We start from the raw sequence: 13,688 nt of genomic DNA, 5'->3' as shown, positions 1-13,688 counted from the left end.
TTATATTCTAATAAAAAACAAATTATTGTATTTTAATAAAGAAATTAACGATTTTTTAGGAATTAAACAATGCAAAATATCGGGATGTCGTCAAAACTCGACAATGTCTGCTACGACATTAGGGGTCCTGTACTCAAACATGCTAAACGCATGGAGGAAGAAGGGCATAAAATCCTAAAGCTAAACATTGGTAACCCCGCCCCATTTGGTTTTGACGCCCCTGATGAGATTCTAGTAGATGTAATCCGTAATCTACCAACTTCTCAAGGCTATTGTGATTCCAAGGGTATTTACTCAGCACGTAAAGCCGTCGTGCAGCACTACCAACGTAAAGGCATCCGTTCTCTGGATGTGGAAGATGTATACGTAGGCAACGGTGTTTCCGAACTCATCGTAATGGCAATGCAAGCGCTATTGAATAATGGCGATGAAATGCTGATCCCAGCACCGGATTACCCATTGTGGACGGCATCTGTTGCGCTATCAGGTGGTAAGCCTGTTCATTACTTATGTGATGAAGGTGCGGACTGGTATCCAGATCTAGAAGACATCAAAAAGAAAATCACGCCAAAAACACGCGGTATTGTTCTCATCAACCCGAACAACCCAACGGGTGCGGTTTACAGCCGTGATTTCCTTTTAGAAGTGATTGAGATTGCGCGTCAACATAAGTTGATGATCTTCGCCGACGAAATCTACGACAAAGTACTTTACGACGGTGCAACACACACTTCTGTCGCAACACTTACTGACGATGTATTGGTAATGACCTTCAACGGTCTGTCAAAAGCATACCGTGTTTGTGGTTTCCGCGGTGGTTGGATGTTCCTAACGGGTCCTAAACATTTGGCTCAAGGCTACATCAACGGTCTCGAACTTCTGTCTTCAATGCGTTTGTGTGCCAACGTACCAATGCAACATGCAATCCAAACCGCGTTAGGCGGCTACCAAAGTATTAATGAGTTAATCCTGCCAGGTGGTCGTCTTCTTGAACAAAGAAACCGCGCTTACGAACTGATCAATCAGATCCCTGGAGTTTCGTGTGTGAAGCCAAAAGGCGCGATGTACTTGTTCCCGAAAATCGACACCAAGATGTACAACATCAAAAATGACCAACAAATGGTCTTGGATTTCTTAAAACAAGAGAAGGTATTGTTGGTACAAGGCTCTGGCTTCAACTGGCCAAAACCCGATCACTTCCGTATCGTGACTTTACCCCACGTAGAAGATCTCGAAACCGCGATTAGTCGCTTTGAGCGGTTCTTAACAACGTATAGCCAGTAGTAATTACTACTGAACTCTCATATGCTTAGAGGAGCTCCTAGTGAGCTCCTTTTTTTGTATCAGAATCAAAATTGGAGACAGCAATGAAAGAAAGCCATTTTTTCGCCCACTTGGCACGAATGAAGCTCATCCAACGCTGGCCCTTGATGCGCTCGGTATCACCGGAAAACGTTTCTGAACACAGCTTGCAAGTCGCGTTTGTCGCTCATGCCCTCGCCTTAATCAAAAACAAGAAGTTTGGCGGCAACCTCAATCCTGAACGGATAGCAATTCTAGCCATGTACCACGACTCCAGTGAGGTGTTAACTGGAGACTTGCCAACTCCTGTAAAATACTACAACCCAGAAATCTCTAAAGAATATAAGAAGATCGAAGCAGCTGCGGAACAAAAGTTACTGTCCATGTTGCCTGAGGAGTTTCAAGACGATTTTGCTCCCTACCTGTTGTCGCACTCTGCGCATGAAGAAGATGCATTGATCGTGAAACAAGCTGATTCCATCTGTGCATATTTAAAATGTCTCGAAGAACTTAGTGCAGGTAATCACGAGTTTGCTCTCGCCAAGAAGCGTCTCGACATCACTTTGCAAGAACGTAAAACACCGGAAATGGAATACTTCCTTCATACCTTTGCCCCAAGTTTTGAATTATCGCTGGATGAAATCAGTTAGTTGATGGAGAGAAACGTGTCGTTTGAATTAGATACTTCATGGCAAGAACGCCATGACGATGAACATAAAATCCGCCGTGACGATCATCGCAGCCCATATCAGCGTGACCGTGCGCGCATCTTGCACTCTGCGGCTTTCCGCCGCTTACAGGCGAAGACTCAGGTCCACGGCAACAGCTTAGAAGACTTCCACCGAACTCGCTTAACCCACTCTCTCGAAGCCGCGCAATTGGGAACGGGTATCGTAGCGCAGCTCAAGAAAAAGCAACCAGAGTTTCGAGATCTTCTGCCGTCTGACAGCTTGATCGATTCTCTCTGTTTAGCACACGACATTGGTCATCCTCCCTATGGACATGGTGGTGAAGTAGCCCTCAACTACATGATGCGTGAGCATGGCGGCTTTGAGGGGAATGCTCAAACATTTCGTATCGTCACCAAACTAGAGCCATATACTGAGCACTTTGGTATGAACTTATCGCGACGCGCGCTACTTGGTTTGATCAAATACCCTGCGCTACTTAGCCAAACTCGTGCAGTCTGCTTACCTGACCCAGTCGAACACCAACGCAAGCTAAAAGCCAAAGACTGGTGCCCAGCAAAGGGGATCTACGACTGCGATAAGGATTTGTTCGATTGGGTCATTGCACCATTAACCGACAACGACAAAACCTTGTTAAGCCAAATGCGCTGTCGTCCGGAATCAGAGTTTGAACACTGTAAAACTCGCTTCAAGTCACTCGATTGTTCCATCATGGAACTCGCCGATGACATTGCTTATGGCGTACATGATTTGGAAGATGCAATTGTGCTGGGCATGGTCACTCGCCAACAATGGCAAGAAGGAGCAGCAAGCCAACTGGCAGATTGTGGTGACCCGTGGTTTGAAGAACACATTGGATCAATCGGGCAGATGTTGTTTAGTGGCAAACATCATGAACGCAAAGATGCGATCGGCGGTATGGTCAATGCGCTGCTTACCAGTATCTCAATTAAAGTCGTCGATGAACCATTTAACAATGCGCTACTGGCTTGGAACGCCTGCTTAGAACCACAGATGGCAAAAGCGCTTGAAGTCCTCAAACACTTTGTTAGTAAGTATGTGATTCAAGTACATCAGGTGCAGATTGTTGAGTATAAGGGTCAACAGATCATCATGGATTTGTTTGAGGCATTAAGTGCCGATCCTGAACGCTTACTTCCAACACACACCCAAACCTTGTGGCAAACTGCCACCACCGAGAGCGCAAAAATGCGTGTGATAGCAGATTACATCTCAGCGATGACTGACGGGCATGCACAAAAGCTACACCGTCAGTTGTTTTCTTCAATCGTGCTCTAACCAAAAAGGACGGCTTTAAAGGCCACTATGAACCTTAATCCCCTTTCAGCTTAACGAGCTTTCAGATAGTTCTTTTCAAATACGCCCGGAGGCATCTGGGCGATTTGGAACTCAATCATCTTCTCAAACGCCGCCAATAAAGGTGTGAAATCTTGGTTTGGCTCTAACAAGCTTAACGCATGATACCCAGCTTCTACCGTCGATAAGCTGTTTTCAGACGGTGCTTTACGAATGGTGTAGTGACCTTGTAGATTTTCCGGCAACTTCACCGTGGGGATAGACTGTAAATTGGTCGAAAGCTGCCACATCTTGTAAGCTTTCTTCCATGTCCCATCAAGTAAAATCAAACGAGTTTTCTTAGTAGAATCAGATCGTTCATCTGCCAACTGAGAAAGACACAACGACTGCTCTGAAGGATACAGAATAAAGTGCTGGTACGTTGCATCCTCAAGCAAGGCATTTAAAACTGAATCGTCAGAAAAATCTTCACCAATCAAGCAAGTACAATGATTTAAGCTTAAATTGAGAATCCGTGCCGTACCGAGAGGACGATGCTCTTCACTCGTATGCTGAAGGATGATAAGTTCAACCTCGTTTGCTAGCGATACAATCCATTGGCAGATACAAGCTTTGCGCGATTTTCCACACTGAGAACAATAACGAGACATAGAGTGAACCTTTATACATTGCTGAGCATCATCAGCGTCATCTGTTTAATACTTCAATTCGAGCCAATGGCAAGTCTAACTGAATGGCATGCATACAATATACGCCATGGCGAATGGTGGCGAATCGTAACAGGAAATTTGACGCATACCAACTTTGCTCATCTTGGTATGAACTTAGCTGGTCTATGGATTATTGGTTTTATTTTCCGCCCTACCGTGCGCAACTTTCTCATTGTGTTCATTGTCTTGTGCGCCTTTGTTGGTGCAATGAACTTGTTCACTAATATGTCGGTTTACGTTGGTTTATCAGGGGTACTGCACGGATTGTTCGGTTTCTGGGCTCTGAGTGAAGTTTTTGATGGCAGAAGAAGCAGCATGCTGCTCGTTGGTGGTCTAATTGCGAAAATCGCCTGGGAACAGTTCTACGGTCCTTCGACTAGTACAGCTGCAATGATTGGGGCTCGTGTTGCTGTTGATGCGCATTTATTTGGCGCAATTGGTGGTCTAGGTATGGCTGGGTTAGAAAAATTGCTACACCGTCGTCTCTTTGGTTAGCTCCCTTGGCAAAACGCTAAAAAGAGCTCTTCACACTCCATTTTCGCATTTAAGCTAACCAAACAAAAAAATCCCGAACCATTAAAGAAGATTGGTTCGGGAAAGCAGTAATAGGAAACAGAAACTTCGCTTTTTAATGGCAAGAACGTTGATTACAACAAAATACGCTCTTCATTCTTTTTCACCGTGGCATCGCCAATGCCCTTCACTTTGGTCAGATCCGCAACGGTTTTAAAAGGACCGTGTTCATTACGATATTCGACGATATCTTTCGCTTTCTTTTCACCAATACCCTTTAGCATGGTGGCAATCTCTTGCGCTGAAGCTGTATTTACGTTTACCGTAATCTCGATACCTTCGTACTTAGCTGCTTTTGTGTTAGCCGACTTACTCTCTTCTGCCCAGCTCATCGGTGCTAAGAGTAATAAGCACAGTGTTAACATCCATTTCATTTGAGCACCCTCCCTTGAGTTTTTGTATTAAAACGAAAACTACTCTATGCAAAGCGCTGTTTATGTTGAAGTTTATTCAAACAAAAATAAAACGGGCCGCGAATGCGACCCGTTTTAGTTAACATGCAAATTACATCAGTAATGCTTAGTTGCTCACAACAAAGTACTCAATGTCAGTGTTTGCGCGTAGTACAGAGATTACCGAAGTAAGATCTTGTTGAGCAGAAGCACGTTGCATTTGCATCGCAACTTGCTCTTCCAATGCGCTGTCTAGCTCAGCATGAACAGCATCAAGCTCAACAACAACAATGTTGCCTTCTAGATCTTTAGATTGACCAAACACTGGCTTGCCATCAACAGGTTTCGCCATTGCAAATACTGTTGCTGCTAGTGGAGAGCGACGATCAACAGACTCTTGCTCACCAAACGCCAAACCATTTTCAGCAAGAATAGCCGTGTTGCCTTCTTTCAGAGCAGCAACAACTTTCGTACCGAGTTCGATCGCACCTTGCTCGCCTTTAACGCGAGACAGTTCTGCAACCACTTGCTCTTTCACTTCAGCTAGTGGAAGAACTGTTTCGTCACGAGCATCTTCGACACGAACAACAATGATGTGCTCAGGCGCCACTTCGATTGCTTCAGAGTTCAGACCATCTTCTTTCACTTCTGGGCTCATAATTGCCTGCATCACAGCTTGGTTCTTAAGAACTTCTGGCGCATCAACTTGAGAAATGAAGTCTGTCGTCTTCACTTTTTGACCAACCGCTTTAGAAGCGTCATCTAGCGAATCTGGGTATTCAAACGCTACTTTTTCAAGTTCGTTTTGTAGTTCATAGAACTGATCTACCGCTTTCTGGTCTACCATTTCTTGTTTAATTTCAGCTGCAACTTCAGAGAATGGTTTCGCCACTGCACCTTTTAGCTCTTCAAGCTTAATGATGTGGTAACCGAAATCTGACTTCACTAGACCAGTCATATCACCTGGGTTCTTAAGTGCAAATGCCGCTTCTTCAAAAGATGGGTCCATTACATCACGTTCGATCCAGCCTAGGTCACCGCCATTTTCAGCGCTACCAAAGTCTTCCGATTTTTCTTTTGCTAGTGTAGCAAAATCAGCACCTGCGTTTAGCTCGTCAAGAATTGCTTGCGCTTTCGCTTCATCATCACCTTCAACTAGGATGTGTGCTACGCGACGTTGCTCTTCTGTTGAGTACTTATCTAGGTGCTCGTCGTAGTATTTCTTAACTTCTGCGTCAGAAACTTGGATTTGCTTCTTAAGCTCTTCAGCAGAAAGCTCGATGTAAGCAACTTTAACTTGCTCAGGACGAGTGAAGTTATCTGGGTTTGCTTTGTAGTACTCTTGAATTTCTTCATCAGTAAGATCTACTTTCTTAGCAAACTCAGCCAAATCGATAGTGATTGTGCGAACGTCACGAGTTTGAGTGAACAGCTTGCCTTCTGCCTGAACTTCGCCAGGTAGCGTGAATTCACTTGTTTGCAGTGCGTTCAGCAGTTGCTCACGAACCAATTCACGGCGCATGTACTCTGCGAATGAGTCTGGAGAGAAGCCTGCGCGACGTAGAGACGCTTGGTAGATCTCTTGGTCGAATTTACCGTTAGATTGGAACTGAGGCATGTCTAGAATCATGCTGCGAACTTGTGCATCGCTAATGCGTAGACCTAGAGCTTCAGCTTGTTGGTCAAGTAGCACATCGTTGATCATGCGGTCTAGAACAGATTTGCGGAACGATTCAACGTATGCAGGGTCAGCCAGCATTTGAGAGAAGTAATCACCCAATTGAGCTTGCATGCGGTTACGCTCATTTTGGTATGCCATCTCAAACTCACCACGAGCAATCTCGGTGTTCCCTACTTTCGCTGCCGCGTTGTTGTTACCGCCAACAATGTAGCTACCTACACCAGCAAAAACGAAAGAAAGGATGATAAGTCCAAGGATAATTTTGACCGCGATGCTGTTCACGCCTTCGCGTAGTCGATCCATCATAATTTAACTGCTCTCCACAATTGAAGCCGACTGCTTCTAATAGAAAATGTAATGTCGCGATAATATCAGAAAAAGAAATGCGCATCAGTAGGATGCGCATAATTTAAGAAAGTTCGGCTCTTAGTTTGTAAAATTTTGTTCAAATCTGACTATTTGGACAAAAGTTATGCAATGGCCGTTAGCTGAACCAGCTCTTGTGTCTTCGACACAAAAAATTAGTTACAAGCGTCTTTTAGAGCTTTACCAGCTTTGAAAGAAGGTACTTTAGCTTCTGCGATTTGGATTTCTTCACCAGTTTTTGGGTTACGACCTGTGCGTGCTGCACGAGTACGTACGCTGAATGTACCGAAGCCAACAAGAGCAACTTGGTCACCAGACTGAAGCGTACCACTAACTGCTTCGATGAATGCGTCTAGAGCGCGACCAGCTGATGCTTTAGAGATGTCTGCGTTTTCTGCGATTTGTTCTACTAGTTGAGTTTTATTCACTGTGATTTCCCCTTTGTGTCATCTGTGATTATTTTTGTGATGACTTTCGTTCCATAATTAAAAAAATATGCTTCAACCCTTATCCTTCAAGGGCTGGAAGCTATCGAACTTAACTTAGCGTCCAAAAAAAACGCTGACAAGCCTTTTTAAGCCTATCAGCGTAAAGTTTTACTTATTTTTGCTACACATCACTATTTTTGAGACTGAAACTCAACGCCCGTCGGGTCTCGCTCAAGTGCAACTTTAAGAACTTCGTCGATCCACTGTACCGGGATAACCTTCAGATCCGCGATAACATTTTCTGGAATCTCTTCCAAATCACGCTCATTGTCTTTCGGAATCAGTACCGTTTTGATGCCGCCACGGTGTGCCGCAAGTAACTTCTCTTTTAGACCGCCGATAGGTAAAACTTCACCACGTAGAGTGATTTCACCCGTCATACCCACTTCTGCTTTCACAGGGTTACCTGTCAAGCTAGAAACTAGCGCAGTACACATTGCGATACCCGCACTTGGACCGTCTTTTGGTGTCGCACCCTCTGGTACGTGTACGTGAATATCACGTTTCTCGTAGAAGTCTGAGTTAATACCCAACTTCTCAGCACGTGAACGTACAACCGTCATCGCCGCTTGGATAGATTCTTTCATTACGTCGCCAAGAGAACCTGTCTGCGTCAACTTACCTTTACCTGGCATCGCTTCCGTTTCGATCGTCAGTAGATCGCCGCCCACTTGAGTCCAAGCTAGACCAGTTACTTGACCAATACGGTTGCTGTCATCTGCCTTACCAAAGTCATGACGTTGAACACCTAGGTATTCTTTCAGGTTATCCATCGTAACTGTCACTGACTTCAAGCTTGAATCAAGCAGGATGTTCTTCACTGCTTTACGACAGATCTTAGAAATCTCACGCTCTAGGCTACGTACACCTGCTTCACGCGTGTAGTAACGAATGATACCGATGATTGCAGAATCTTCGATGGTAATCTCGTTTGGTTTCAGACCGTTACGCTTAACTTGCTTATCAACAAGGTGGCGTTTTGCAATGTTTAGTTTCTCGTCTTCTGTGTAGCCAGAAAGGCGAATCACTTCCATACGATCCAATAGCGGTCCAGGAATGTCCATCGAGTTCGATGTAGCAACGAACATAACGTCAGAAAGATCGTAATCTACCTCTAGGTAGTGATCGTTAAACGCATTGTTTTGCTCTGGGTCTAGAACTTCTAATAGTGCTGATGATGGGTCACCACGCATATCTGAAGACATTTTGTCGATTTCATCCAGAAGGAACAGCGGGTTTTTCACACCAACTTTCGACATTTTCTGAATTAGCTTACCCGGCAGAGAGCCGATGTAAGTGCGACGGTGACCACGGATTTCCGCTTCATCACGTACACCACCCAGTGCCATACGCGTGTATTTACGACCCGTTGCCGCTGCAATTGAGCGACCTAGAGACGTTTTACCTACACCAGGAGGACCTACAAGACAAAGGATTGGACCTTTCAGCTTGTTGATACGGTTCTGCACCGCTAAGTACTCAAGAATACGCTCTTTCACACGCTCTAGACCGTAATGGTCTTCGTTTAGAATCTCTTCTGCTTTCGCCAAGTTCTTCTTCACTTTAGAACGCTTGTTCCAAGGCACGCTTACCATCCAATCGATGTAGCTGCGAACAACTGTCGCTTCTGCCGACATTGGAGACATCATCTTAAGCTTTTGCAGCTCTTGTTCTGTCTTTTCACGTGCATCCTGAGGCATTTTCGATTCTTCAATCTTTTGCTTCAGCGTTTCAAACTCATCAGGCGCATCTTCCATCTCACCAAGTTCTTTCTGAATCGCTTTCATTTGCTCATTCAGGTAGTACTCACGCTGAGACTTTTCCATCTGCTTCTTAACGCGACCGCGGATGCGCTTTTCTACTTGAAGAAGATCGATTTCTGATTCCATCTGACCCATTAGGAATTCTAGACGTTCAGTTACATCAATAATTTCAAGTACTTGTTGTTTGTCCACCAGCTTAAGAGGCATGTGCGCAGCAATGGTATCTGCTAGACGCGCAGCTTCATCAATACCGCTTAGAGAAGTCAGTACTTCTGGTGGGATTTTTTTGTTTAGTTTGATGAAGCCTTCAAATTGGTTAATCGCACTGCGAACAATCACTTCTTGCTCACGCTCATCCAATTCAGGTGTTACCACAAATTCCGCTTCAGCAAGGAAGAATTCGCTCTCTTTGAAATGGTTGATTTTAGCGCGCTGCTGACCTTCAACGAGCACTTTTACTGTGCCATCAGGTAGCTTAAGAAGTTGAAGAATGGTTGCAACTGTACCTACTTCGAATAGGTCTTCAACCGTCGGCTCGTCAGTGTCAGCTTGCTTTTGTGCCACAAGCAGAACTTGTTTGTTTGTTTCCATCGCTGTTTCTAGACAGCTAATCGATTTCTCACGACCAACAAACAATGGAATAACCATGTGTGGGTATACCACTACGTCACGTAGAGGTAATACCGGGATCTCGATACGCTCGGAACGTTCCAAGTTCATATAATTCTCTCTTCCGCTTTCACGTTTAACGTATTACTTAAGGCAGTATATGGGGGCTAATTATTTGGATTCAATAAAAGAAATAAAAAAAGGAGGTAATTACTTACCTCCTTTTTATTTATGGCTGAATTTATTCTGCTCCAGCTGCCTGATTATCGGCATTGCTGTAGATGAGCAATGGTTCTGATTCACCGTTAATTACTGATTCATCAATCACGACTTTACTTACGTCAGTCGCTGATGGCAGTTCATACATGGTTTCTAACAGAACGCTTTCTAAGATTGAACGTAGACCACGAGCACCCGTCTTACGCTCCATCGCTTTTTTAGCGATAGCACGCAACGCGTCTTCACGGAACTCAAGTTCTGCGTCTTCTAGTTCGAACAATGCTGCATATTGCTTGGTCAACGCGTTCTTCGGTTCACATAGGATCTGAATTAGCGCTTCTTCATCAAGCTCTGTCAGTGTTGTTGTTACAGGCAGACGACCAATGAACTCAGGGATCAAACCGTACTTCACTAGATCCTCAGGTTCTACCTGAGTAAATAGTTCACCAACGGTTTTGGTTTCGTTCTTCGAGCGCACTTCTGCGCCAAAACCAATACCTGTGCCTGTTGCTACACGTTGTTCAATCACTTTATCTAGACCAGCAAATGCACCGCCACAGATGAACAGGATCTTAGACGTGTCCACTTGTAGGAATTCTTGCTGTGGATGCTTACGACCACCTTGTGGCGGAACCGATGCAACCGTGCCTTCGATAAGTTTTAGTAGCGCCTGCTGAACACCTTCACCAGATACGTCACGCGTAATTGATGGGTTTTCAGCTTTACGAGAAATCTTGTCAATTTCGTCAATGTATACAATGCCGCGTTCAGCTTTCGCTACATCGTAATCACATTTTTGCAGAAGCTTCTGGATGATGTTTTCAACGTCTTCACCAACATAACCAGCTTCGGTTAGTGTGGTAGCGTCAGCCATTGTAAATGGCACATCCAGGAATCGAGCTAGTGTCTCAGCAAGCAGTGTTTTACCACTACCAGTAGGACCGATTAGAAGGATGTTACTTTTACCAAGTTCCACACCTTCGCTCGTTGTATCACCATTGCGTAAACGCTTGTAGTGGTTATATACCGCAACTGCGAGCACTTTTTTCGCGTAATCTTGTCCGATCACATAGTCATCAAGGTGTTCACGGATCTGTTTTGGCGTTGGTAACGCTTCAGATTCTTTCTTAGGGAGAACATCCTTGATTTCTTCGCGAATGATATCGTTACATAAGTCGACACACTCGTCGCAAATGTAAACTGACGGACCTGCGATTAGCTTGCGAACTTCGTGCTGACTTTTGCCACAGAAAGAGCAGTACAGCAATTTGCCGCTGCCGCTTTCTTTGCTTTTATCTGTCATTCGCTAACCTCTTAGCCTTTACTCTTTATGAATGAGTGTATATCAAATTTAGCCAAAATGCGCTGGCTAAATTACTCGCCGCGATGGCTCAACACTGCATCCACAATACCGTATTCTACTGCCTGATCTGCCGACATGAAGTTGTCACGATCAGTATCGCGCTCAATCACTTCAAGAGGCTGGCCAGTATGTTCTGCTAATAGGTTGTTTAGCTTCTGCTTGATAGTCAGGATTTCCTGAGCATGAATTTGGATATCAGAAGCTTGACCTTGGAAGCCACCTAGTGGTTGGTGGATCATCACACGTGAATTAGGCAGAACGTAACGCTTACCTGGCGCACCACCTGCAAGCAGGAACGCACCCATAGAGCAAGCTTGACCCATACATACTGTGCTTACATTTGGTTTGATGAACTGCATTGTGTCGTAGATAGACATACCTGCAGTCACGCTGCCGCCTGGCGAGTTGATGTATAGGAAAATATCTTTATCTGGATTTTCAGATTCTAGGAAAAGTAGCTGAGCCACGACAAGGTTTGCCATGTGGTCTTCCACTTGACCAGTTAAAAAGATCACGCGCTCTTTAAGCAAGCGTGAGTAAATGTCGTAAGAGCGTTCGCCGCGGGAAGTTTGTTCAACCACCATTGGCACTAGCGCGTCAATAATTGGCGACATTGCGTTTTTTTCTTGGTAGCTCATATTCTTATGTCCCTAAAATAAATGGCCCGGATGATGTGTATCATACGGACCATTGTTAGCAGAATAGTCGACGTTAAGTCAACCTTCTACGCAAGATATTGCTTATTAAGCAGCAGGTTGTTGGTTAAGTAGCTCGTTGAAGCTTACTTCTTTCTCAGTAACCTGTGCTTTAGCGATGATCGCGTCGATAGCTTGCTCTTCTAGAGCAACGTTACGCATGTTGTTCATCATTTGCTCGTTTTGCTCGTAGTAAGCAATAACTTCTGATGGATCTTCGTAAGCAGTTGCCATTTCTTCGATTAGCGCTTTCACTTTCTCGTCGTCAGCTTTTAGTTCTTCAGACTTGATTACTTCGCCTAGTAGAAGACCTACAACTACGCGACGTTTAGCTTGCTCTTCGAATAGTTCACGTGGAAGCTGTGCAGCTGCTTCTGGGTTACCACCGAAGCGTTGTGCAGCTTGTTGACGTAGAACTTGGATTTCTTGGTCGATAAGTGCAGCTGGTACGTCGATTTCGTTTTGCTCAACTAGACCGTCGATAGCTTGCTCTTTGATGCGGTTCTTAACAGCTTGCTTAAGTTCGCGCTCCATGTTCTTACGAACTTCAGCTTTAAGTGCTTCAACGCCACCTTCAGCAACACCGAACTTAGAAACGAACTCGTCGTTTAGTTCTGGTAGTTCACGAGCTTCAACTTTGTTCACTTTGATTGCGAACTTAGCTGCTTTACCTTTTAGGTTTTCAGCGTGGTAATCTTCTGGGAAGTTTACGTCGATTTCGAATTCCATACCTTTAGTTTTACCTTCGATACCGTCTTCGAAACCTGGGATCATGCGACCTGCGCCCATTTCTAGTGGGAAGTTCTCAGCTTTACCGCCTTCGAACTCTTCACCGTCGATAGAGCCAACGAAATCGATGCTTACACGCTTACCAGCTTCTGCAGCTTCTTCAACTTCTGCCCAAGTAGCTTGTTGCTTACGTAGAGTTTCGATCATCTCTTCTACGTCTGCATCTTTAACTTCTGTTGTTGGTTTTTCAACAGTGATGCTGTCTAGACCTTTAAGCTCAACTTCTGGGTAAACTTCGAAAGTTGCAGTGAAAACTAGGTCTGCGCCTTCGTTGTTTTCAACTGGAGCGAAAGTTGGAGCGCCAGCTGGGTTGATTTTCTCTTTTACGATCGCTTCGATGAAGTGGCGTTGCATAACTTCACCAAGAACGTCTTGACGTACTGCTTTGCCGTACATCTTAGCAACCATTTTTAGAGGCACTTTACCCTTACGGAAACCATCGAAACGACGGTTTTTAGCGATGTTGCGTAGTTCAGCTGTTACAGCGTCTTCGATGTTTGCAGCTGGAACAGTAATGTTTAGACGGCGCTCTAGGCCTTCTAGCGTTTCAACAGTAACTTGCATTATTTATAAACCTCTAAAGTGGCTCGGTTTGTCCGAGCGTATGAGCGAGACTCTCCGGAGTTCACGCTTCATCCTTGTGTAGTGTCCTGTCCGAACACCTAATTTAAAATCGAGTATCGATGCTGAAAATCAACATCGGACTAATCAGTGATATCTTCGGTGTCATCA

General features: G+C 44.7%; 12 protein-coding genes. 4 read left to right on the top strand and 8 right to left on the bottom strand.

The features are described 5' to 3' along the window. Window positions 1–69: 69 nt before the first annotated feature. The 3 genes from OH459_RS11385 (at window position 70) to OH459_RS11375 (ending at window position 3,290) form a co-directional block, all read left to right on the top strand. Window positions 70–1,284 carry a pyridoxal phosphate-dependent aminotransferase gene (locus OH459_RS11385; protein WP_005446588.1) on the top strand — a complete coding sequence of 405 codons (1,215 nt, stop codon included), beginning with the start codon at window positions 70–72 and terminating at the stop codon, window positions 1,282–1,284. Window positions 1,285–1,367: 83 nt separating this feature from the next. Next, entirely contained in the window at window positions 1,368–1,952 is a 585-nt protein-coding gene (gene yfbR / locus OH459_RS11380; protein ID WP_005425568.1) for a 5'-deoxynucleotidase, read from the top strand. A 3-nt stretch (window positions 1,953–1,955) separates the two neighbouring features. Next, complete coding sequence (locus OH459_RS11375; protein ID WP_050548759.1) at window positions 1,956–3,290, top strand: anti-phage deoxyguanosine triphosphatase; 1,335 nt, start codon at window positions 1,956–1,958, stop codon at window positions 3,288–3,290. Between the two features lie 50 nt (window positions 3,291–3,340). Here the strand turns inward: OH459_RS11375 and OH459_RS11370 are convergent, their stop codons facing one another. Continuing rightward, window positions 3,341–3,958: a tRNA-uridine aminocarboxypropyltransferase gene (locus OH459_RS11370; protein WP_005446584.1), complete on the bottom strand. Its 618-nt coding sequence runs from the start codon at window positions 3,956–3,958 to the stop codon at window positions 3,341–3,343. A gap of 3 nt (window positions 3,959–3,961) precedes the next feature. On the opposite strand from OH459_RS11370, the gene rrtA reads away from it, so the two are divergent. After that, window positions 3,962–4,513 (top strand): rhombosortase, encoded by a 552-nt coding sequence (gene rrtA, locus OH459_RS11365; RefSeq protein WP_005446582.1) that lies wholly within the window; start codon window positions 3,962–3,964, stop codon window positions 4,511–4,513. A 152-nt stretch (window positions 4,514–4,665) separates the two neighbouring features. On the opposite strand, the gene OH459_RS11360 is transcribed toward rrtA, so the two are convergent. From OH459_RS11360 to tig, 7 genes are all read right to left on the bottom strand, one after another. Continuing rightward, the gene (locus tag OH459_RS11360) at window positions 4,666–4,965 is read right to left on the bottom strand and encodes a ComEA family DNA-binding protein (protein WP_005446580.1); all 300 of its coding nucleotides are present in this window, start codon (window positions 4,963–4,965) and stop codon (window positions 4,666–4,668) included. Between the two features lie 145 nt (window positions 4,966–5,110). Further along, window positions 5,111–6,970 carry a peptidylprolyl isomerase gene (gene ppiD / locus OH459_RS11355; protein ID WP_005446577.1) on the bottom strand — a complete coding sequence of 620 codons (1,860 nt, stop codon included), beginning with the start codon at window positions 6,968–6,970 and terminating at the stop codon, window positions 5,111–5,113. Between the two features lie 215 nt (window positions 6,971–7,185). Beyond that, the gene (locus OH459_RS11350; RefSeq protein WP_005430934.1) at window positions 7,186–7,458 is read right to left on the bottom strand and encodes an HU family DNA-binding protein; all 273 of its coding nucleotides are present in this window, start codon (window positions 7,456–7,458) and stop codon (window positions 7,186–7,188) included. Between the two features lie 191 nt (window positions 7,459–7,649). Then, complete coding sequence (lon, locus tag OH459_RS11345) at window positions 7,650–10,001, bottom strand: endopeptidase La (RefSeq protein WP_005446574.1); 2,352 nt, start codon at window positions 9,999–10,001, stop codon at window positions 7,650–7,652. Between the two features lie 130 nt (window positions 10,002–10,131). Beyond that, a complete protein-coding gene (clpX, locus tag OH459_RS11340; RefSeq protein WP_005430932.1) occupies window positions 10,132–11,412 on the bottom strand; it encodes an ATP-dependent protease ATP-binding subunit ClpX in 1,281 nt (426 codons plus the stop codon). Window positions 11,413–11,483: 71 nt separating this feature from the next. Next, a complete protein-coding gene (gene clpP, locus OH459_RS11335) occupies window positions 11,484–12,110 on the bottom strand; it encodes an ATP-dependent Clp endopeptidase proteolytic subunit ClpP (protein ID WP_005430931.1) in 627 nt (208 codons plus the stop codon). A 105-nt stretch (window positions 12,111–12,215) separates the two neighbouring features. Then, window positions 12,216–13,520 (bottom strand): trigger factor, encoded by a 1,305-nt coding sequence (gene tig, locus OH459_RS11330; protein WP_009698344.1) that lies wholly within the window; start codon window positions 13,518–13,520, stop codon window positions 12,216–12,218. Window positions 13,521–13,688 lie beyond the last annotated feature (168 nt).

It is taken from the genome of Vibrio sp. MM46, from assembly GCF_027587135.1.
Classification (GTDB): domain Bacteria; phylum Pseudomonadota; class Gammaproteobacteria; order Enterobacterales; family Vibrionaceae; genus Vibrio; species Vibrio harveyi.
Note: the sequence above shows the minus strand (reverse complement) of the source record. Positions and strands in the feature narration are given on the sequence as shown.

Bases quoted from the DNA above. Each gene is read 5' to 3' on its own strand.
- OH459_RS11385 (WP_005446588.1), top strand. From the start codon at position 70: ATGCAAAATATCGGGATGTCGTCAAAACTCGACAATGTCTGCTACGAC.
- yfbR (WP_005425568.1), top strand. From the start codon at position 1,368: ATGAAAGAAAGCCATTTTTTCGCCCACTTGGCACGAATGAAGCTCATC.
- OH459_RS11375 (WP_050548759.1), top strand. From the start codon at position 1,956: ATGGAGAGAAACGTGTCGTTTGAATTAGATACTTCATGGCAAGAACGC.
- OH459_RS11370 (WP_005446584.1), bottom strand. From the start codon at position 3,958: ATGTCTCGTTATTGTTCTCAGTGTGGAAAATCGCGCAAAGCTTGTATC.
- OH459_RS11360 (WP_005446580.1), bottom strand. From the start codon at position 4,965: ATGAAATGGATGTTAACACTGTGCTTATTACTCTTAGCACCGATGAGC.
- ppiD (WP_005446577.1), bottom strand. From the start codon at position 6,970: ATGATGGATCGACTACGCGAAGGCGTGAACAGCATCGCGGTCAAAATT.
- lon (WP_005446574.1), bottom strand. From the start codon at position 10,001: ATGAACTTGGAACGTTCCGAGCGTATCGAGATCCCGGTATTACCTCTA.
- clpX (WP_005430932.1), bottom strand. From the start codon at position 11,412: ATGACAGATAAAAGCAAAGAAAGCGGCAGCGGCAAATTGCTGTACTGC.
- clpP (WP_005430931.1), bottom strand. From the start codon at position 12,110: ATGAGCTACCAAGAAAAAAACGCAATGTCGCCAATTATTGACGCGCTA.
- tig (WP_009698344.1), bottom strand. From the start codon at position 13,520: ATGCAAGTTACTGTTGAAACGCTAGAAGGCCTAGAGCGCCGTCTAAAC.